Below are 20,856 nucleotides of genomic sequence, written 5' to 3' on the forward strand. Positions count from 1 at the left end.
CCGGCTTTGTGGGCGCCCGATGTGGCATCGTTACCACACGGCACTGTAACCGCGTTCACAGCGATGCGGCAAATGCCGTCGTCACAGCCGCGGTAGCGACCACGACCGCCGTCCGAGGAGGCACCACGACCCGGCGCTCCCCGCCCGCAGAGCGCACCACGGCGAGCGACTCCGCGGCCCCGGTGTTCCGCAGCGTGACCCGGACCTCGCCCTGCGGGCCGGCAGCCCGCTCGACAAGGACCGCGTCCCCCGCGTCGACGTCGAGTCCGACGTCCGCCCCGACGCCCTCGACCCGCTCTCCGTCAAGGAGCGCGCGAGCCACCAGCGGGTGGGCCGCGTCGTGACCCGCCACGGCGACGGCGCTCGCGGAGACCTCCCCGGCGGCTGCCGGCGCGAACCGGTACGAGAACGTGGTGCGGCCGCCCTGGCGCGCCTGGAAGTTCGTGAAGTGCAGGTTGTTCATCACCCAGCTGTCGACCGTGCCGTCCGCCGGCTCCCACCGTCGGCTCCAGGCCCCGATCGGCTGCCGGCCGAGGCGCACGAGCGGCGCGTCCGTCGTCGTCCACACGACGCCGGCCTCGGCGCCCACGACGCCGACCGCGTGCTGGATCGAGAACCAGTCCATGCTCGTGTCCGGCAGCTGCTCGGCGCCTGCCTCGTACACCGCTCCGGCCGTCTCGAGGAGGAAGCGCGGCTGCGGGACCGCGAACGGGAACGTGACGAACACGCTCTCGGGCCCGGACCGCACCGGCTTGTCGATCGTCACGCGGTACTCGACGCCGTTCGCCCCGTCGAGCACGTGCAGCTCGTGCTCGTGGCGACTGAACCCCTCGATGACGGACGTCCAGGCGAGGCTCGCGCCGTCGTCGTGCTCTCGGACCTCCGGCACGCCGACGACCAGCCCGTGCCGGGGCTCGAAGGCCGGGCCGGGGTGCGCAGGGCTGAACGCCTTGGGGTCCGTGAGCATGGGGTGCGGCGGGTCCGCCACGATCTGCTCCGCGACGACCGCGCCGAGGCCGGCAGGGCGGGAGCGGTCCACGAGCTCCCGGCCCTCGATCAGGTCCACGAGCGAACCGACGCCACCCCGTGCCCGGTCCACGACGACGTGATACCGGCCGCGCCGCAGCTCCCACCCGGCGGTCGCCCGGCCGGTGACGGGCACAGGGCGGACGACGGCTCCGCCCGCAGGGACGTCCGCCACGACCGGTCGCACGGAGGAACCCTCGAGCTCGACCCAGGCGACCGCGCGCCGTCGTCGCGCGTCGGCGTTCACGACGACGACCCCCCCGGACGGGCACTGCTCCACGGGCGTCGGGCCGGGAGCGTCCCGGCGCAGCCAGCCACGGTGCAGCATCTCCAGGGCGACGTCCCGGGCACGGTCGTAGGCCTCGTAGGCGTAGCCGGCCTTCGCGTTCCAGTGGCTCGCGTTGAAGACGGAGTCGGGGGCGCTGTAGGTCTCCCAGGCGCCCCAGGTGTGCTCGCCGAAGAGGGCGAGGAGCTCCTCGACCCGCGTGAGCTCCCGGTGCAGCTCCTCGTCGGCGCGGAGGAGCACGGGACCACGCCGATAGCCGATCACCTGGGCCAGGGGCACGGCGGACGGGCCGGAGGCCTCGGGGCGGTGACCTGCTCGGACGAGCGACGTCGCCAGGGCTTCCTCGGCGAAGCGGTGCAGCCGCCGCGCCTCGCGGTAGACCGCCACCTCTCGTGCCGTCGACCCGTGACCGTGGCTCCACCAGTCCGACCACTCGCCGCGGAGCACCGGGGGCGGGCCGACCCGCTCGGCCTCGAGACGGTCGAGCGCCTGGTCGGCGGTCGCGGTCGACATCGGTGTGCCCGGGTGGCGGGCGTTCCACGCGCGCACGACGTCGAGAAACCGCGCGGTCGGCCAGCGGTTGTCGTTCGCCGCGTGCACCACTGCCGTGGCGTACGGCCAGTCGGCCCGAGCCTCCAGACCCTCGCAGAACGCCTCGATCTCGGCCACGGCACGGCCGGCATCGCCGTCGACGATCCCCCACTCCTCGCCGTACCCGTAGTGGGTGGACAACAGGGTGCGCACCGTCCGCCCGGTCGGCCCCTGCCAGTCGAAGACCGACGGCTGCCTGGCGGGCGGCCGGCCGTGGTCGGGGTTGAGCGCCATGACGAGCCGGTCGAGACCGTGGTCGAGCATCGCGTCGACAGCGCCCCAGGCCAGGCCGTTGACGTCGCCGTGCTGCACCGTGCGCACCTCGAGCCCGCGGTCGCGCAGGACGTCCAGCGCGCGGTAGGCGGCCTCGATCTCGCGGATCCCAGGCAGCTGCGTCATGTTCAGGTAGCCGCCGGTGACGGCGACGTGGCCCTCGCGAGCGAGCCGCACGAGGCGGTCCACCCGATCGGGCGGCGCCGACCGCACGAACCCCAGCACGGGGCGGGCGGCCTCGAACGTCCAGCGGAACGCTCCCGGTCCGTCCGGATCGGATCCCTCAGCGAGATCGAGGACGCGGTCCACGATCGCCCGGTGCGCCCGGTCGACGAGCCGGGGACTCTGGGTGTAGCCCACGTCGTGGTGCGTGTGGGGAACCATCAGTACCTGCGTGATGCGGGGCATCGCACTCCTTCGTGCGGGTAGTGGCTGCTGCACTCTGGCATCGTTACCATAGCCATCCATGACCGGAGGAGCGAAGGAGTCCCGGACGGCAGCATCGCCCGCCGCCGACGCACGGGGCGGACGAGCCGCAATGCCGACGACCAGCGTGGACGTGGTCGTCTACGGCGGAACCGCGGCGGGCGTGTGCGCCGCGGTGGCCGCGGCCGAGGCCGGCGCGAGCGTGGTCCTGCTCGAACCCGGGCGCCATGTCGGCGGCATGACCAGCGGCGGTCTCGGCTACACGGACGTGGGCGACCCCCGCGCCCTCGGCGGACCCGCCACCGCGTTCCGCGCCGCCGTCGCCGAGCACTACGCCGTGCCCGTCGGACGCTATGCAGGGCCCGAACCCCACGTCGCGGAAGACATCTTCAGCCGCTGGCTCGACCGGGCGGGTGTCGACGTGCGGCTCTCGGCACCGCTCACCGGATGCGACCGCCGCGGGTCCGCGATCATCGCCGTGCGCGCGGGCGAGGCCGGGAGCGAGCGCGAGTACCGGGCGGCCGTCTTCGTCGACGCGGGCTACGAAGGGGACCTGCTCGCCGCGGCAGGCGTGCCGTACCGAGTGGGTCGCGAGAACCGGGACCTGCACGGCGAGCAGTTCGCGGGCCGCCAGGAGCTGCTGCCGGGCCGGCACAACATGCCGCCGTGGATCTCGCCGTTCGTCGGCGACCCGACCGGCGAGCAGGAGGGCGCCCTCCTCCCCCAGCTCAACTCCGCCCCGTTGGTTGACGTGGGCCGAGGCGACGGGCAGGTCATGGCGTACGGCTACCGCGTGTGCCTCAGCTCGGCCCCCGACCGGGTCCCGTTCGACGCCCCGGAGGACGACGACCCCGCCTACTACGAGCTCGGACGGCGGCTCTTTCGGCGCTGGGCCCGCGACCGGGTCGAGGTGCCCGCCGGCCGCCTCGTCGGCCTGGAGCCGAACCTGCCGGGAGGTCTCGCGGACGGCAACTCGCTCGGCCCGTTCTCCCTCAACGTGCTCGACGGCAGCGCCTCGGCGTACCCGGACGGTGACGCCGCGACACGCGCGGCGATCACCGAGCACCACCGGCGGCACACCCGCGGCATGCTGCACTTCCTGGCGCACGACCCGGAGGTGCCCGCGGCGGTGCGCGCCGAGATGCAGCGCTGGGGCTACGCGCCGCGCGAGTTCGCCGACACGGGGCACCTGCCTCACCAGCTCTACGTGCGCGAGGCCCGACGGATGGTCGGCGCCACCGTGCTCACGGAAGCGGACCTGCGTGCGGGGGTGGTCCCCGCGGACACGGTCGCCCTCGGCTCCTACCACCTGGACGTCCGCGAGGTGCAGCGCTCCTGGCGCTGGGTCCACGAGCACCCACGGCCGATCGGCATGGTGTTCACGGAAGGCTATCTCTCGGTACCGGTGCCCCGGTACGGCATCCCCTACCAGGCCCTGCTGCCTCGCCGGGAGGACTGCGCGAACCTCGTCGTCCCGGTGTGCCTGTCGGCCTCGCACGTGGCGTTCTCGTCGATCCGCATGGAACCCCAGTACCAGATGCTCGGACACGCGGCGGGGATCGCGGCGGCCCACGCGGCCCGACGCGACGGGCTCGTGCACGACGTCCCGGTCGCCAACCTGCGTCGCTCGCTCGAGGAGACCGGGCAGGTCCTCACGACCTGACGGCGACGGTCGCCGCCTCAGGCCCGCAGCGCTCCGAGACCGGCGGCGTCGATGACCCCCGCCGGTCGACCTGCGAGCTCGAGCGAGAGCCGGGAGGCGGCCTCGAGCTCGGCGGCGTCCGCCGCGGCGGTCTCCAGGTCCGCCGCGGCCACGAGCGCGCCGTGCTGCGCCAGGAGCATCGCGTGCCCGCGCGCGGCGGCCGCACCGACGAGCCCAGCGAGCTCGGCGCTCCCCGGTGGTGCGAACGGCACGAGCGGGACGTCGCCCAGCCGCATGACGCGGTACGGAGTGTACGGCGGCAGGGCCGCGAACCCGTCCGCGCCTGCGGGCAGGCACGCGAGCGCCGTCGCGTAGTGGGAGTGCAGGTGCACCACCGCACCCGCCCCGTGCCGGGCCGCGTAGACCGCCTGGTGCATGGCCGTCTCCTTGGTGGGCCGCGCGCCGGAGCGGGTGACGGGATCGGCACGGACGACTCCGTCGTCGCCGACCAGGACGAGGTCCGCGGGCTCCAGCGCCGCGAGGTCTGCCCCCCGCCGTGTCACCAGCACGGCACCCGGGAGCCGCACGCTGAGGTTGCCGCTGCTGCCGGGCGACATCCCCGCGGCGGCCAGCCGCCGCGCGGTCGCGACAATCGCGGACCGGGAGGCGGAGTGGTCGTCGAGCGTCTCGTGCCTGTTCATGCCGAGGCCTCCCAGGCGTCGTCGAAGAGGGTGGGGCCCCCGAAGTTGCCCGACTTGAGCAGCAGGGCGACCGCGGCTCCGTCGCGACGGGCGTCACACCACACCAGACCGGGCCCGACGCTGCGTGCCAGGTTCAGCTCACGGACGCCCAAGGCCTGCACCACGGCGCCCGAGGTCTCGCCACCGGCCACCAGCACCTCGCGCACCCCGAGCTCGGCGACGGCGCGCGCGGCGACGGCGGCCAGCACCGCCTCGGCCCGGTCGGCGTCGGCCTCGTCGACGGGGCCGGGCGGACGACCGTCCCAGGACGTCACCAGTACCGGTCCGTCCCCGCCCGCATAGGCAGGCTGGAGCTCGTCCTGGACGCGGTCGACCTCGGCGCCCACGTCGGCGGTCGGGTCGATGACGACCCGCGGCCCGCTGAAGGCGTGGTGCTGCGCCCGGGTCGCAGCGGAGAGCGATCCGGACAGCACCAGGCGTCGACCGGTGACGGCCACACCAGTCCCGCTCGGGCGGCGGGGGGCACTGCCACGCCGCGCCCAGGCCGCGGCCAGCCCGGCCCCGCCGTGCAGCGCGATCGGTGCGTCGCCGGCGACGATCGCCTCCAAGGCCGCGGCAAGGACGTCGAGGTCGGCGTCGTCGCGCGCGTCGCAGAGCACGTAGCCGTCCTGCGGCGCCGCGCCGAGCGCGTCGGCCACCGCTTCGGGTCCGCGCTGCAGGCTCTCGGTCGTGACCGCGACGACGGGACGCGGCGTCTGCGGGCGCAGCAGCTCGACCAGCCGCGAGTCTCGCATCGGCGTCCGGGGGTGGTCGGCCATCGAGGTGTGCTCGAGCAGCTCGTCGTGCACGTACAGACGCCCGTCGCGGACCTTGCGCCCCACGCTGGGCGTCGCCGGGGTCCCGACGGAGCGGACGGGCCCCTGGACCGACTCGGCCACCACGAGGGCGATCGCGTCGCCGATCGGCCCGACGTTGCCCGCGGGGGTGGAGTCGAACGTGGAGCAGTACTTCTGGTAGAGCAGGCCGGCGCCGCCGGCGACCAGGGCGCGCGCCGCCTGCGCGGCCTCCCTCGCGGCGTCGGCCGGTGCGGTCGTGCGGTTCTTGAGCGCCACGACCACGCAGTCGCGCCCGTCGGCGAACAGTCCTTCATCGCGCGCCTCGTCGTCCGGTACGCCCACGAGCACCGTGGCGCTGCGGCCGGTGCGCCAGACCTGCTCCGCCAGGTCCGTGGCGCCGGTGAGGTCGTCGGCGACGACACCGAGCGCCCGCCTCATGCCTGCCCCACCGGGACGACGACGCCTGCACCGGCGCCCCGCGGTGCATCGAGCTCCTCGGCTGACGCTCGCGAGTCCGTGACGAGCGTCGTGACGTCGTCCCAGGTCGCGAAGCGGAACGGCGCCCGCGAGGCGAACTTGGAGCTGTCCGCCAGCACGACGACCCGCTGGGCGGCCGCCACGAGCGCGCGCTTGATCTCGGCGTCGGCGCCGTTCGTGCACATCACCCCGGACGTGTCGAGCGCCGTCGCCGACAGGACCGCGACGTCGATCACGTGCCCCGCGAGCGCCTCGACCGCCGACCTCCCGGCGAAGCTGCGCGTCTCCGGCACGTACGTGCCTCCCAGCCCGACCAGGTCGAGCTCACCGCGCGCCGCCACAGCGGTGATCGCGGGCACGGAGTGTGTCAGCACGGTCGCGCCCGCGGGCAGTGCCGCCACCGCGTGGAGCACGGTGGTCCCCGCGTCGAGGGCGACGACCGCGGCACCCGCGACCAGCGGCGCCACGGCCTCCCCGATCTGCCGCTTGGCGGCGACGTCACGGCGGTCGCGTTCCTCGTAGGGAAGCCCGTGCGGGCTCCCGACCACGCTCGCCCCGCCCGACACGCGCCGGGCCAGTCCGTCGGCCTCGAGGCGGCCGACGTCGCGGCGGATCGTCATCTCGGAGACCCCGAACGTCTGCGCAGCCTCCGCGTAGGAGACGTAGCCGGACGCGTGGAGCACGCGGAGCAGCTCTTCCTGGCGACTATGCGCGACGGCATTCACGCAGACATCGAACGGTCGCCGGTAACCGCATGTCAAATTCTTCACACCTGATTGGACTGAGTGTTCAGATCCTCACATACTGGGAACGTGACCACCCGGACCGTGCTCGGCATCGACGTCGGCACGACGAACACGAAGGCCGTCCTCGTCGACCCTGCCGAGCCTGGGCACGCGATCGCCGCGTGCTCTGCCCCCACCCCGGTGGACGCCGCGAGCCTCGTCGATACGGTCGTCGACCTGGTGCGTCAGGTCCGCGGCGCCGGCGGTCCACCACCCCCGGCCGCGGTCGGCATCACCTCGATGGCCGAGACCGGTGCCCTCCTGGTGGACGACGTCCCGGTCGGCCCGCTCCTGCGCTGGCAAGCGGGCAGCACGACGGCCTTCGACGGCGACCCCTCCCTGTATGCCGCGACCGGCGTCCCGCACCCGCGCAAGACACCGGTCGCGATGCTGCAGGCGCTGCGCGCCGCAGGCGACCCCCGCCTCATGTCCGGCAGAACGTCCGGCCGGACCCGGTGGGCGGGGGCTGCCGAGCTCGTCGGCCACGCGCTCACGGGGCGGCTCGCCACCCATCCCACGCTCGCCGCACGGACCCTCGCGTACCGGAGGCCTGCGCCCGGAGGCGCGCTCCCGGAGGCGTTCGATCCCGACCTGCTCGCCCTGTGCGGGCTGCGGCCCGAGGACTTCCCCGAGGTGCTGCGGTCCGCTGAGCCCCTCGGGCGCACCGGGACACCGCTCACCGCGCTCCTGCCCGCCGGAACTCCCGTCGTGCTCGCGGGCCACGACCACGCCGTCGCTTCCTGGGCCGTCGGGGTCCGCGCGCCGGGCGATGTCGCCGACTCCCTCGGCACCACCGAGGCGATGTACGCCCTCGCCGAGGGCGCGCCGGAGGTGGCGGCCGCCCGCCTCGCCGGCGTGAGCCTCGCCCCCGATCTCAGCGGGAAGCGCACCTCCGTGCTGGGCGCGAGCGCCACCGCAGGCGCCGTCCTGGAGTGGTTCGCCCGCGAGCGCCAGGTCGACCTCGACGCGCTCGACCCGCTCGCCCTCGCGGGACTCCGGGACCGCGCATCCGACGTCGTCCACCCCTACCTTCGCGGTCGCCAGTGCCCGCTGCCCGACCCGGACATCCGGCCCGGCGCGCTCCCTGTGGACGACGCCGTGGCGCTCGGCGCCGTGGCGCGCGGGCTGGCGCTGCAGGCGCGCTGGATGCTCGAGACGGTCGGCGACCTGGCCGGCCCGACCGCGGTGCCCGTCGTGATCCCGGGCCCACTGCAACGGTGCGGCACCTGGCAGGCAGCCCGTGACGGCCTGCTCGGCACCGTGGTCCGCTCCGCGGCCTTCCCCGAGGTGGCGGCCGCCGGCGCGGCGCTGCGGGCCGCCGCCCTTGTCGACCTCGCGCCCTCGGACGCCACGCTCCCTGTCTCCGCCCCCGGTCCGGACCGCTCCTGGCCCGACGCCCACGAGACCTACACCCGGTTCCTGGCGACCGCCCGGAACCACCAGCCCAGAAAGCAGGACTCACGATGAACGCACCCACCCTGGACGCCATCGCCACCCCCGGCGGAGGGTTCGCCATGGTCGCGATGGACCAGCGCGAGAGCCTCCGCGACATGTACGACAAGGCCGGAGCCGGCCGACCCGTCGACTCGGTCCTCGTCGACTTCAAGCTCGCGGTGGCCGACGCTCTCGGCGCCGGAGCGAGCGGGTTCCTCATCGACCGTCACTACGGCTTCGAGGACCTGCGCTCGCGCGGGACCCTCCCCGCCGGCACGGGTCTCATCCTCGCCGCCGACGCCCTCGACCAGCAGGACGGCGGTCCGGTCCAGGACACGGACCTCGACGAGGCCGTCGTCGGCGGCCAGGTGGACCTGACGGGTGTGGCCGCGCTGAAGCTGCTGGTGATCTGGCGGCGTGACGAGCAGCGGCAGCGCCGGATCGACATGGTCGCGCGGTTCGTCGCCGAGTCGCGGCGCCTCGGCGTGCTGTCGGTGCTCGAGCCCGTCGTGCGTGCCACGGATCGCGAGCTCGCGGACGGCTCCTGGGATCAGCAGGTGGCGATCTGCGAGGCGGCCCACGAGCTCTCCCCCCTCGGCGCCTCGCTCTACAAGGCCCAGGTCCCGCTGAGCGGGCAGGGCACGGCGGACCAGCAGCTGGCGGCGAGCCGTGAGCTCGGCGATGCCGTCAAGGGTCCGTGGGTCGTGCTCTCGCAGGGCGTGCGGCAGACGGACTTCCTGCCGGCCGTGCGCGCGGCGTGCGAGGCGGGCGCCAGCGGCTTCCTCGCCGGGCGCGCGCTGTGGTCGGACGTCGTCGGGCTCGACGACGCGGCAACCGCGCTCGCCGAGCGCTCCGTGCCGCGCCTGGAGGCCCTGCGTGCGACGGTCGACGCGCACGCGACGCCGTGGACCGCCCGATGACCGCGCACGTCGGGATGCTGCACACGGTGCCGGCGCTCGCATCGCGGATGGACGCTGACCTGCGCGTCGCGGTGGACGGCCCGGTGCGTCTCACCCACGTCGTGGACGCCGAGCTGCTCGACGGCGCGGTGCGCAACGGCGTCGACGCGGAGACCCTGCGCCGGACGCGCGCGCACCTTCAGCACCTGGAGGCCGAGGGCGCCCGCACGATCCTGGTGACGTGCTCGTCGATCGGAGAGGTCACCGACGAGGCAGCGATCGGTGTCGGCGTGCCCGTCGTGCGGGTCGACCGCGCGATGGCGGCGCACGCCGCCGCGCTCGCCTCCGCACCCGGTGCGGGCGCTGGTGGGATCACCGTCCTGGCCACGCTCGAGGCGACCCTCGGCCCCACGTCCCGGTTGCTCGCCGCTGAGCTCTCGGCGGTCCCGGGCGACACCGCGGTGGCCGCCCAGCTCGTCGAGGGGGCGGCCGAAGCCCGGGCACGTGGCGACCAGCCGGCGCACGACCGGCTCGTCGCGGAGGCCGCGGCACAGGCGGTGGCGGATGGGGCGGCCGTCGTCGTCCTCGCCCAGGCCTCCATGGCGACGGCCGTCCCCGACGATCTCGGCGACGTCCCCGTGCTCACCTCCCCGGCGTGGGCGGTCGGAGCGACCGTGCGCGCGGCCGGCCTCACACGGCAGGCGGCGCGATGAGCAGCCGCGGCGTCGAGCTGCTGACGTACACCGACCGGCTCGGTGGAGACCTCGTCGGACTGCGCCGTCTGCTGGACGGTCCCCTGCGCGCCTTCTCCGGGGTCCATGTCCTGCCCTTCTTCACCCCGTTCGACGGTGCGGACGCCGGCTTCGACCCTCTCGACCACCGGGCCGTGGACCCTCGGCTCGGTCACTGGCCGGACGTCGCCGCCCTCGCGGACCGCCGCGAGGTCACGGTCGACCTGGTGGTCAACCACGTGTCGAGCGGTTCCCCGGAGTTCGTCGACTGGCTCGAGCGCGGCGCCGACTCCCCGTACGACGGAATGTTCCTCGAGTTCGACGACGTGTTCCCGGACGGCGCGAGTGCGGCGGACGTCACGAGCTTCTACCGGCCGCGCCCCGGTCTGCCGTTCACGGCGTACCCGTCCGCGGACGGCACGCGTCGGCTGGTGTGGACCACCTTCGCGCCGAGCCAGGTCGACCTCGATGTCGCGTCCCCGCAGGCGGAGGCCTACCTCCAGGACGTCCTCGGGCTGCTGCGGCAGCACGGCGTGACCACCGTGCGTCTGGACGCCGTGGGCTACGCGGTCAAGACACCGGGCACGTCGAGCTTCATGACCGACGAGACCCTCGCCTTCGTCGAGCGGATCACGGCCGTCGCCCGGAGGATCGGGCTGCGCGTGCTTGTCGAGGTGCACGCGCACCACAGCCAGCAGCAGCGGATCGCGCCGTTGGTCGACCTCGTCTACGACTTCGCGACACCACCGCTCCTCCTGCACGCCTGGGGCACGGGAGACCTCGGCCCGATGCGGCGCTGGCTGAAGGTCCGCCCGTCGAACGCCGTGACGGTGCTCGACACGCACGACGGGATCGGCATCATCGACGCCGGACCGTCCGGCGACCACGCGGGCCTGCTCGACGAGTCGCAGATGGCCGCGGTGTTCGACCGCGCGGCCGAGGCCACGGGCGGCCACTCCCGGCTCGCGTCTGTCGTCCCGCAGTGGGCGACGATGCCGCACCAGGTCAACGCCACGTTCCTCAGCGTGCTCGGAGAGAACCCCGAGAGTCTGCTCGCGGCGCGTGCCCTCCAGCTCTGGCTGCCGGGAGAGCCGCAGATCTACTACGTCGGCCTGCTCGGCGGCACCGACGACCGCGCGCTCGCCGCTGCGACCGGCCAGGGCCGCGAGGTCAACCGCCACAGGTACTCCCCGGAGGAGGTCGCAGCAGCGCTGGAGAGCGACCTCACGCGGGCGACCCTGGCCCTGGTCCGTCTACGGACCGAGCACCCGGGCTTCGGCGGCGACTTCCGGTGGAGCTCACCCGGCCCGCGCGCACTGCGCTGCGAGTGGACCCATCCCGACGGCAGCGCCCGTCTCGACCTCGACCTGTCCGGCGTCCCCGATGCCAGCCCCTCGTTCCGCATCACGCTGCAGGACCACGAGAGCACCCGGGAGCTCTCGAGCCTCACCGACCTCAAGGAGCTGCGATGACCACCGGCCACGACGGCCCCCACGACGCACCCGCGATCACCACCGACGAGGGCGGGCGGTTCGTCGTCCGCGCCGGCCATTACGCGGTGCGGGGCGCGCGCGGCCGCCACCGCGTCGAGGTCACCGATCCCGCCGGTGACGACGTCCGCTTCACGCTGAGCCTGGTGGCCGCCGCGCACCGGACGGACGTCGACGACGAGCTGTGGCTGCCGCAGCCGCTGGAGGTGGACGAGCTCGACGGGACCGTCGTCGTCACCGCGCGCGCCCGCTCCGCGGCGTGGCAGGAGCACGTGGTGCGCCTCGTGTGCGCGCCCGATGCGCTCCGTCTGCGCCTGGAGATCTCGGGCCAAGGACGGATCACGGACGTCACGCTCGGCGGCGGCCCGATGCTGCTCGCGACCGGCGCTGCAGGCACGTTCCGGTCGGGCGCGGCTTTTGACACGGTGTACTCCCCGGTGCCCAGCGAGCCCCACGCGCCCTTCCGCCCGGCCGCCGCGGCGGTGCAGCTCGGAGTCGTCGGTGACGCCGACCCGGGCCGGCTCAACGCGGTCTTCTCCCCGCCACCCCTGGTCGTGGGCCTGGGCCGCAGGGAGCGCACGCCCGCGTGCCCCTGGTACGGGCTGTCGGTCGTGTGCGCCGTGCAGGACGCCGCCTTCACCACCGTGCGGTACGAACCGCTGGACGGGGCCTTCCTGATGCGGCTCACCTACGAGGGCCACACGGCCGTCGACGGGCGCTGGACCTCACCCGACCTCGTGCTGCGTCCCGCGGACGGCCCGGAGGACACCATCGACGACCACCGCCGCGAGCTCGAGGCGGCCGGCTGGGTGCACCCGGCGCCGGCGCCCCCGCGGTGGGCGCGTGAGCCGATCTTCTGCGGCTGGGGCGCTCAGGTCTCCGACGCGGTGCGACTGGCACGCGGCGGCGACGTCGGGCTCCCAGCGGGCGTGCCCGCCGGCCAGGACGCGGCCCCGAGCGCCGCGGACCTCGCGACCGCCGAACGCTACGACCGCTGGCTCGGGATCCTGGCCGAGCACGACGTGCGCCCCGGCACCGTCGTCGTCGACGACCGATGGCAGGCCCGGTACGGCACCTGCGAGCCCGACACCTCCAAGTGGCCCGACCTGCGCGCCTGGATCGCCGACCGGCACGCCGACGGCCAGCGGGTGCTGCTGTGGTTCAAGGCCTGGGACCCCGAGGGCCTGCCCGCCGAACTGTGCGTGCGCACGCCCGACGGTCGCCCCGTCGCGGTCGACCCCGGCAACCCCGCCTACCTCGACCGCCTCGGCGAGATCGTCCACGGGCTGCTGTCGCCGGAGGGCCTCGACGCCGACGGGTTCAAGCTCGACTTCACCCAGCGCGCGCCGTCGGGCAGCACGCTCCGCGCGGCCACCGACGACGCCACCCACGGCGGCGTATGGGGGATCGCCGCCCTTCACCGGCTTCTGTCCACGATCCATCGCGCCGCGCACGAGGCGAAGCCCGACGCCGTGGTGGTCACGCAGGCGATGAGCCCGCTCTTCGCGGACGTGGGCGACATCGTGCGGCTCAACGACGTCCTCGAGCGCGACCCCGCCGGGCGTCGCGTCGGGGTGGTGGACCAGCTGCGCTACCGCGCCGAGGTGGTGCGCCGGGCGCTCCCGCACCACCTTCAGGACACCGACCAGTGGCCGATGCCGAACCGCTCCGAGTGGGCGGCGTACGCTGCCGAGCAGACTGCGCACGGGATTCCCGCCCTCTACTACGTGACGTCGATCGACAACTCGGACGAGGACGTCCGCGCGGAGGACCTGGCCGCCGTGGCGGAGCAGTGGCGCGCCTACCGCAGGACCCTGGACTCATGAACGGAGCCGTGAACCGCACCATGCACTTCATCGAGGTCGGCCCGGGGGTCCATCGCTTCGAGGACACCTGCGCGGTCTACGTCGTGCGGGCGCTCGACGATCCCGGCACGGCGATCGCGATCGACTTCGGCGCCGGTGACGTGCTCGACCACCTCGACGAGATCGGTGTCGACCGGTTGGCGGCGGTGCTCATGACGCACCACCACCGCGACCAGGGCCAAGGTCTGCCCCGCGCCGTCGCCGCCGACATCCCGGTGTGGGTGCCGCCCCAAGAGGTGGACCTCTTCTCCCGCGTCGACGAGATGTGGCACACCCGCACCCTGTGGAACGACTACAACCTGCGGCAGGACACGTTCTCCGTGCGGGCGCCCGTGCCGGTCGCCGGCACCGTCCCCGAGTACCGGACGGCGTCGTTCGGCGGCGTCGACGTGCGCACCGTCCCCACGCCCGGGCACACGATGGGGTCGGTCACCTACCTCGTCGAGCGCGCCGGGCGCCGGTTCGCGTTCACCGGCGACCTCATCCACTCCCCCGGCAAGGTGTGGTCGCTCGCCGCGACCCAGTGGTCGTACACCGAGCTCGAGGGACCGGCAATGACCGTGCTGTCCACCCTGCTGCTGCGCGAGGAGGAGCGTGCCGATGCGCTGCTGCCCTCGCACGGCGCCCCGATGACGAGCGGGGCGGACGACGCCCTGGCCCTGCTCGGCGACCGCATGCAGGAGTACGTCGACGCGCGGCGGACGTCACCGTGGGACCTCGCGGACCGGCTGCACCGTCCCTTCGTCCGGCTCACCGAGCACCTTCTGGTGAACCGGTCGGCCGACTCCTGCTCGTACGTGCTGCTGTCGGACGACGGACCCGCACTCTTCATCGACTACGGCTACGACATGACCACCGGCTGGCCCGCCGGCACCGACCGGGCGGGGCGTCGCCCCTGGCTGGCGTCCCTGCCGGCGCTGCGGAGGGAATTTGGGGTGACCTCGGTCGAGGTGGTGCTCGCCACGCACTATCACGACGACCACATCGCCGGCTGCAACCTGCTCCGGGACGTGGAGGGCACCGAGGTCTGGGTGCCCGAGCACGTGGCCCCGATCATGGCGGACCCGATGCGCACCGACCTCCCGTGCCAGTGGTTCGAGTCGACCCCGGCCGACCGCGTCCTCGACCTCGGGGGGACGGTCCGCTGGCGCGAGTACGAGATCACGACGCACGACCTTCCCGGCCACACCCGCTACGCCGCGGCGTTCGAGTTCGTCGTGGACGGCGTCCGGGTGCTCGCCACCGGCGACCAGCAGGCCGCCGACGGCAAGGATCCCGCGCACCCGGAGGTGCTCAACTACCAGTACCGCAACCGCTTCCGGCGGGGCGACTACGTGGCGAGCGCCGAGCTGTACCGGAGAGTCCGTCCCGACCTGCTGGTCACCGGGCACTGGAAGGGTCGCTGGGTCGACGACGCCTATCTCGACCTGCTCGCCGCGCAGGGTGCCGCGACCGAGCGCCTCCATCACGAGCTGCAGCCCGAGGACGACGATCTGCGCCCGGACGACGGCAACGTGGCGCTTCTCGAGCCGTACTACCGCAGGGTCGAGCCCGGTGCGACGCACCGGGCAACCGTCGTCGTGACGAACGTCCGGCCCGAGACCGTGCCCGCGCAGGTCACGATCGCGGTTCCGGCCGGGTGGGAGGTCCGCTCCCCCCGCACGGTCGACGTCGAGGTGCTCCCCCATGCCTCCCGGTCGCTCACGTTCGAGCTGGTAGCGCCGGCCCGGCCGCGCCGCCGGGAGGTGCTCGCCGCCGACGTCGTCCTCGACGGCACCCGGCTCGGCGAGGCGTGCCACGCCGTCGTGGACGTCGAGGACCGCTCGGTGCCCGTCAGCCTGTGAGCGCGCGGGGCCCACCCGGCCGCGTCACACACCCCAGCCGGGCAGGTCCTCGACGTCCCGGTACCCGCGCAACGCCGGGAAGAGGACGGCAGGGGCGGCCAGGGCGACGAGCCCGGCCGCCAGGAGGGTGGGTCGGGGACCCAGGGCGTCCCCAAGCAGGCCGCCGGCCAGGGCCCCGAGCGGGAACAGCGCCATGATCACGACCCGCATCGTGGCGTTGACCCGACCGAGGATCCGTTCCGGGCACAACCGCTGCCTCATGCTGACGTTGGTGATGGCGTAGACGATCTGTCCCAGCTCGCCGGCAGCCATGCCGAGGATCACGAGCGTCACCGACCACCCCGGGCGGGCGCCCGCGACGAGGACGGTCAGCGGCCCCGTCACCGCCAGCGCCGCCCAGACGACCCGCGCCGAACCGACGCGGTCGGAGAGCGCCGGCGTCACCGCGGCGCCCACCATCGCGGCACCGGACCCGGCGGCCACCACCAGCCCCACACCCCACGCCGGAAGGCCCAGGGTGCGCGCCAGGAAGATCATCGTGACCGCCGAGGCGACCGCGAACGACAGGTTGCTCAGCGCGCTCGCCACGGCCAGGGACCGCAGCACCCTGTTGCGCATGACGAACCGCATCCCCTCAGCGATCTCGGCGCGCAGGGTGCTGCCCGGTCCCGTCGGCCGCGGCGATGGCTCCCGCGCGCGGATCCCGAGCAACGAGGCGGCGGACGCCGCGAACGTGAGTGACTGCACGAGCACGACGTTCGCGGGCCCCGAGCACCGAGACGAGGACTCCGCCCAGCCCCGGCCCCGCCACCTGGCCCCCGGAGCGGAGCAGCTCCATCACCGAGTTCCCCGCCAGCACCCGGTCCTTGCTGACGAGCGCCGGCACGTAGGCCTGATAGCCCACGTCGAAGAACACCCGGGCGAACCCCACCACGAGGACGACGGCGAGGAGCTGGGCCATCGTGAGCACGCCCCACCAGGCGGCGACCGGCACCGAGAGGAGCGCCACCGCCCGGACGACGTCCGCCGCGATCATCACCGGCCGTCGACGCATGCGGTCCAGCCACGCTCCGGCCGGAAGCCCGACGAGGAGGAACGCGATGGTCGACGCCGCGCCGAGCAGCCCGACCTCGAACGCCGTCGCCCCGAGCGCGTCGATCGCCAGGAGTGGGACGGCGACCCCCGCCACCTGGGTACCGAGCTGGCTGGTCGTCTGTCCCGCCACGAGCAGCCGGAAATCCCGGTGGTGCATGAGGGACCCCGGTGGCCCACCACCGGGGCGCGATACGGTCGCCCTCCATTGTGGCAACGATGCCATGTATCTATGTGATCACACGTCGTCGAGGGGGCGCAAGGACCACTGCTGGTCTCGGTGTTGATGGACTGGCATCGTTGCCACAACCTGGGCCAAGATGGGTCGGATGAGGGAGACGCAGTCACTTGACGGTGATGACTGGCAGCTTCGCGAGGCGATCGGCGAGAGCTGGCGGTGGTACGTCCGGCACGCGACCAGCGGGGACAGTAAGCGTGCCAACAGCGTCACGGCCGCCGCCGTCGACTCCACGTCCTACTCCGCGCAGTCGCCCTGGCTCCCCGCCCGGGTGCCCGGCAGCGTGCTGGAGGACCTGGTCCGCGCAGGCGAGGTGGCCGACCCACGGTTCGGGCGCCAGAGTCGCGCCGCGGAATGGGTTGCCGACCGCTGGTGGGTGCTGCGCCGGCGTGTGCTGGTGCCCGTCCTGCGCCAAGACGACCGGGTGTGGCTCGAGCTCGACGGCTGCGATCCCGGCGTCATCGTGCACTGGGACGGCCAAGAGGTGGCGAGCACCGACTCGTTGACCGCGAGCGCAGACGTCGAGCTGGGCCGCGCCGGGGACGCGAGCGTCGGGACCGGGTGGCACGACCTGGCGCTCGTGCTCCCGCCCGCGACGCGCACCGAGCCGCAGGTCGGCCGCACCGACCGGGTCCACGTGCTGGCCCCGCGGCTGGGGCAGGGCTGGGACTTCACCCCACCGATGCGCCACCAGGGTGTCTGGCGCTCCGTGCGCCTGCAGGTCGGCCGCGTCCGCCTCGGCTCCCCCGCTGTGCTGACCACGGCCGGCCCCGCGACCGTCAACGTGCGTTTCGACCTCGATGCGGACGCCCCCGTCGACGTCGAGGTGGATCTCCTGAACGCGGACGGGTCGCTCGTCCGCCGGCTCTGGGAGGACCGCGCCGACCCGGGCCCGTACGCACGCACCGAGCCAGGCGGCGACGTCGAGCGGTGGTGGGCACGCGGTCAGGGTCCGCAGCACCTCTACCGCGTCCGGGTGGTCGTGCGCACCGATGACGGCGAGAGCATCTGCTGGGAACGCAGCGTCGGTTTCCGCGACGTGCAGTTCCGACGCAACCCGGGGAGCCCCCAGGGTGCCCTCGCGTACTCCGCGGTGGTGAACGGTCGAGCCGTCGACCTCGTGGGCTGGAACTGGGCCCCGGTCGACACCCAGCACGGAGCCGTGCGTGCCGCACGCGTGCGGCACCTGGTACGTATGGCCGCCGCGTCCGGCGCCCAGGTCCTCCGTGTGTGGGGTGGAGGACTGGTCGAGACCGAGGAGTTCTACGACGCCTGCGACGAGGCCGGACTTCTGGTGTGGCAGGAGTTCTCGCAGTCCAGCTCGGGGATGCAGAGCGCCCCCGCCGGCGACGACGCTTTCGTGACGCACGCGATCGCCGAGGCGGAGCGCGTGGTACCGCGCCTGGCCTCGCACCCCAGCCTGGCGCTCTGGTGCGGTGGCAACGAGCTGCAGGACGAGCAAGGCCCGCTCGACGACGATCGATCCCCCGTCCTGTCGGCGCTGCGCGACGTCGTTTCCCGCCTGGACCCCGGCCGCCACTGGCTGCCCACGTCACCCAGCGGTCCCGAGTTCCACCACCGCGCGGACCGCATCGCGGCGGCACCCGACGACCAGCACGACGTGCACGGCCCGTGGGAGCACCAGGGCCTTGCCGACCACTACGCCCTCGCGAACGCGGGGACCTCGCTGGCGCACACCGAGTTCGGCGTCGAGGGGATGACGAACAGGCGCATGCTGGACCACACGGTGCGCGCCGAGGAGCAGTGGCCGCCTGGCAAGGACAACCCCGCCTACCGCCACCGCGGCGAGTGGTGGAACAACGCCCCGCTGGTGCGCGCGGCGTTCGGCGACCGGCCGGACGACGTCGGCACGGTCCTGCGCGCGAGCCAACACCTGCAGGCGACCGGCCTGCAGTACGCCGTGGAGGCCGACCGTCGTCGGCGGCCCCGGTGCGCGATGGTGCTGCCGTGGCAGCTGAACGAGAGCTTCCCCAACGCGTGGTGCACCGCGGCCGTCGACTGGTCCGGCGAGCCCAAGCCCGCCTTCCACGCCGTCGCCCGGGCCTTCGCCCGTGAGCGCGTGACCGTGCGGGTCGACCGTGCGACGTGGCCGCAGGGAACGACCCCGACGGCATCCGCCTGGGTCTGGTCCGACGTCGGCGTGGCCGCGGGGTCGATCGTGACGCTGCGGCTGCGCGACGCCTGGGGCACGATCCTGGCCGAGAGCTCGGCGACGGTCGCCGACGACGTGATGCTGCCGCGTGGCGCCGCGGCGCTCACCCTGGACGGCCTGGAGGGGCGACCAGCGGTCCTCCTGTGGGAGGCGGACTGGGTCGCACCCGACGGTCACCTCGTCGACCGGGAGCGCCAGGTCTCCTCGCTCGGCCCGGACCTGGCACCCCTGCTCGACCTGGCGCCGGCCGTCGTCGAGCCGAGCCTGGTCGCGGACGGCGACGTCTGGACTCTCGACCTGCGCCACGTGGCGGGACCCGCGGTCGTGGGCCTCGCCCTGCACGACGGCCGCCGCGCCGATGTCGCGGGGTGGCCGGAGCTCGTACTGGACGACCGCCCGCTCCTGCCCGGGGAGAACCGCACGGTGACCGTGCGGTGGCGGCACGACGACGACGCGCCGCGATCCCTGGTCGTGGACGCCTGGAACCTCGCGGCCATCCGGCTGCCCGAGGATGGAGGAACGGCACGATGACGGCATTTCCGGACGGCTTCCTGTGGGGAGCCGCTACCAGCGCCTACCAGGTCGAGGATGCTCTCGGATGACTGGCGGACGAGAGTCCGCGCGAGCCGAGAGGAACGGTCGCGGCGTGCCCGGTGCGGTGCGGTGCGGGCTCGTGGAGGGCTTCTACGGGCAGCCGTGGTCCCACGACGAACGGCTCGACTTCCTCGGGTGGGGCGCGGGCGCAGGGTTCGACGAGTACCTCTACGCGCCCAAGGACGACCCGTTCCACCGCGAGCGATGGCGCGAGGAGTACCCCGAGCCCGACCTCGCGCGGATCGGTGAGCTGGCCAGGGCCTCGACGGCCCGCGGAGTCCGGTTCACGTTCGCGCTCCATCCCGCTCTGGACATGCGGTTCGCCGATGACGACGAGCACCGCGCGCTGGCGCGCAAAGCCGAGCAGGCGTGGCGGGTCGGCGTGCGCTCGTTCTCGCTGCTGTTCGACGACGTACCGATGGAGCTCGTCGACCCGGGTGACCGCGTCGCCTTCGGCGACGGGCCGGAGGGCGTGGGCCGCGCCCACGGTCGGACCGCAGCGCGCTTCGCGGCGAACGTCCTGCGGCCCCGCGGGATCGACGCGCCGCTGCTCGTCTGTCCCACGGACTACGCGGGCAACGACCTCACCCCCTACCGGGCGGGGTTCCGGGCCGAGCTGCCCGCCGAGGCGGTCGTGCTGTGGACGGGCCGCGACATCGTCGTCGGGGAGGTGACCCGGCAGGACGTCGATGCCGCAGGAGCCGCATTCGGTCGCCCTCTGGTGCTGTGGGACAACTTCCCGGTCAACGACTTCGACCGGTCCCGGTTGTTCCTCGGCCCGCTGACGGGCCGTACCGACGACGTCGCCGGGTCCGCACTGGTCGGCATCGTCGCCAACCCCATGGTGGAGCCGCTCCCGTCGCGGTTCGCGCTCGCGTCGGTCGGCCGGTGGGCGCACGACCCGCAGGGCTACGACCGGTCGGCAGCCGGACGTGACGCCCTGCTCCGAGTCGCGGGCGAGGCGGCCGAGCGCCTGGCGCCGCTCGTGCGGGCGTGCTCGGCGTGGCCCCCGTCCGCCCCGCGCGACCCCGAGCTGGAAGCGTGGTGTGCCCTGGCGCTCGAGGGGGACGAAGCCGCGCGACACCACGCCGTCGAAAACTTCCGCCTCTTGTCCTTCGTCCGTCCCGCGGTCCCGCCGACGCCCCTCGACAACGCCCTGGGTCCGTGGATCGACGCGGCCGCCAGGGCGGGCGCGGCGGGAGCACTCGCGTGCGAGCTGCTGGGCGACCACCGCGCCGGCGGTGCGGCGGTCGACGAGGAGCGGGTCAGCGGTCTCCAGCGACAGCTCGCCGCCGTCGAGGCGGCCACCGAGGACGTGCTGCGGCCCGTCGTGGCGTCGTTCGCGCACGCGGTGCTCGACCGTCTGGGCGCGGACGTGCCTCCCGTGCCGACGCGGAAGCCCGGCACGAGCAGCGAGCCCCCGCTCTGACGGGTGGCGACGCGCGTCGGTCCG

At 74.1% G+C, this 20,856-nt stretch carries 15 protein-coding genes; 9 read left to right on the forward strand and 6 right to left on the reverse strand.

All coding sequences use genetic code 11. The features are described 5' to 3' along the window. Window positions 1–55: 55 nt before the first annotated feature. Entirely contained in the window at window positions 56–2,584 is a 2,529-nt protein-coding gene (locus ACFQ8T_RS06810) for a hypothetical protein (protein ID WP_430545795.1), read from the reverse strand. 130 nt (window positions 2,585–2,714) lie between these two features. Here ACFQ8T_RS06810 and ACFQ8T_RS06815 point away from each other — a divergent pair, with 130 nt between their 5' ends. Further along, complete coding sequence (locus tag ACFQ8T_RS06815; protein WP_430545796.1) at window positions 2,715–4,265, forward strand: FAD-dependent oxidoreductase; 1,551 nt, start codon at window positions 2,715–2,717, stop codon at window positions 4,263–4,265. Window positions 4,266–4,282: 17 nt separating this feature from the next. Here the strand turns inward: ACFQ8T_RS06815 and ACFQ8T_RS06820 are convergent, their stop codons facing one another. From ACFQ8T_RS06820 to ACFQ8T_RS06830, 3 genes are read right to left on the reverse strand one after another with little or no spacing between them, the layout of a single operon-like run. Continuing rightward, window positions 4,283–4,945, reverse strand: a complete 663-nt coding sequence (locus ACFQ8T_RS06820) for a class II aldolase/adducin family protein (protein WP_430545797.1) — start codon at window positions 4,943–4,945, stop codon at window positions 4,283–4,285. Continuing rightward, window positions 4,942–6,219, reverse strand: coding sequence for a four-carbon acid sugar kinase family protein (locus ACFQ8T_RS06825; protein ID WP_430545798.1), 1,278 nt, complete (start codon window positions 6,217–6,219; stop codon window positions 4,942–4,944). The genes ACFQ8T_RS06820 and ACFQ8T_RS06825 overlap by 4 nt, the downstream gene beginning before the upstream one ends. Continuing rightward, the gene (locus tag ACFQ8T_RS06830; RefSeq protein ID WP_430545799.1) at window positions 6,216–6,983 is read right to left on the reverse strand and encodes a DeoR/GlpR family DNA-binding transcription regulator; all 768 of its coding nucleotides are present in this window, start codon (window positions 6,981–6,983) and stop codon (window positions 6,216–6,218) included. The genes ACFQ8T_RS06825 and ACFQ8T_RS06830 overlap by 4 nt, the downstream gene beginning before the upstream one ends. 87 nt (window positions 6,984–7,070) lie before the next feature. Here ACFQ8T_RS06830 and ACFQ8T_RS06835 point away from each other — a divergent pair, with 87 nt between their 5' ends. From ACFQ8T_RS06835 to ACFQ8T_RS06860, 6 genes are read left to right on the forward strand one after another with little or no spacing between them, the layout of a single operon-like run. Continuing rightward, window positions 7,071–8,510, forward strand: coding sequence for an FGGY family carbohydrate kinase (locus ACFQ8T_RS06835; protein WP_430545800.1), 1,440 nt, complete (start codon window positions 7,071–7,073; stop codon window positions 8,508–8,510). Further along, window positions 8,507–9,397, forward strand: coding sequence for a hypothetical protein (locus ACFQ8T_RS06840; RefSeq protein ID WP_430545801.1), 891 nt, complete (start codon window positions 8,507–8,509; stop codon window positions 9,395–9,397). Before ACFQ8T_RS06835 ends, ACFQ8T_RS06840 begins: the two co-directional genes overlap by 4 nt. Next, on the forward strand, window positions 9,394–10,089 hold the full coding sequence (locus ACFQ8T_RS06845) for an aspartate/glutamate racemase family protein (RefSeq protein ID WP_430545802.1): 696 nt from the start codon (window positions 9,394–9,396) through the stop codon (window positions 10,087–10,089). Before ACFQ8T_RS06840 ends, ACFQ8T_RS06845 begins: the two co-directional genes overlap by 4 nt. After that, window positions 10,086–11,579: an alpha-amylase family glycosyl hydrolase gene (locus ACFQ8T_RS06850; RefSeq protein WP_430545803.1), complete on the forward strand. Its 1,494-nt coding sequence runs from the start codon at window positions 10,086–10,088 to the stop codon at window positions 11,577–11,579. The genes ACFQ8T_RS06845 and ACFQ8T_RS06850 overlap by 4 nt, the downstream gene beginning before the upstream one ends. After that, window positions 11,576–13,423 carry a hypothetical protein gene (locus ACFQ8T_RS06855; RefSeq protein ID WP_430545804.1) on the forward strand — a complete coding sequence of 616 codons (1,848 nt, stop codon included), beginning with the start codon at window positions 11,576–11,578 and terminating at the stop codon, window positions 13,421–13,423. Before ACFQ8T_RS06850 ends, ACFQ8T_RS06855 begins: the two co-directional genes overlap by 4 nt. Beyond that, window positions 13,420–15,306 carry an MBL fold metallo-hydrolase gene (locus ACFQ8T_RS06860; protein ID WP_430545805.1) on the forward strand — a complete coding sequence of 629 codons (1,887 nt, stop codon included), beginning with the start codon at window positions 13,420–13,422 and terminating at the stop codon, window positions 15,304–15,306. Before ACFQ8T_RS06855 ends, ACFQ8T_RS06860 begins: the two co-directional genes overlap by 4 nt. A 24-nt stretch (window positions 15,307–15,330) precedes the next feature. Here ACFQ8T_RS06860 and ACFQ8T_RS06865 read toward each other — a convergent pair whose 3' ends face one another. Together ACFQ8T_RS06865 and ACFQ8T_RS06870 are read right to left on the reverse strand one after the other, a co-directional pair. Further along, window positions 15,331–16,059 carry an MFS transporter gene (locus tag ACFQ8T_RS06865; RefSeq protein WP_430545806.1) on the reverse strand — a complete coding sequence of 243 codons (729 nt, stop codon included), beginning with the start codon at window positions 16,057–16,059 and terminating at the stop codon, window positions 15,331–15,333. After that, window positions 15,941–16,558 carry an MFS transporter gene (locus tag ACFQ8T_RS06870; protein ID WP_430545807.1) on the reverse strand — a complete coding sequence of 206 codons (618 nt, stop codon included), beginning with the start codon at window positions 16,556–16,558 and terminating at the stop codon, window positions 15,941–15,943. Before ACFQ8T_RS06870 ends, ACFQ8T_RS06865 begins: the two co-directional genes overlap by 119 nt. Before the next feature lie 169 nt (window positions 16,559–16,727). Here ACFQ8T_RS06870 and ACFQ8T_RS06875 point away from each other — a divergent pair, with 169 nt between their 5' ends. Together ACFQ8T_RS06875 and ACFQ8T_RS06880 are read left to right on the forward strand one after the other, a co-directional pair. Continuing rightward, window positions 16,728–19,340 (forward strand): glycoside hydrolase family 2 TIM barrel-domain containing protein, encoded by a 2,613-nt coding sequence (locus ACFQ8T_RS06875; protein ID WP_430545808.1) that lies wholly within the window; start codon window positions 16,728–16,730, stop codon window positions 19,338–19,340. Between the two features lie 67 nt (window positions 19,341–19,407). Further along, window positions 19,408–20,832 carry a protein O-GlcNAcase gene (locus tag ACFQ8T_RS06880; protein WP_430545809.1) on the forward strand — a complete coding sequence of 475 codons (1,425 nt, stop codon included), beginning with the start codon at window positions 19,408–19,410 and terminating at the stop codon, window positions 20,830–20,832. The last annotated feature ends 24 nt before the right edge of the window (window positions 20,833–20,856 follow it).

Origin of the sequence: Isoptericola sp. NPDC056618 (assembly GCF_042792715.1) — a bacterium.
GTDB classification, from domain to species: domain Bacteria; phylum Actinomycetota; class Actinomycetes; order Actinomycetales; family Cellulomonadaceae; genus Isoptericola; species Isoptericola nanjingensis.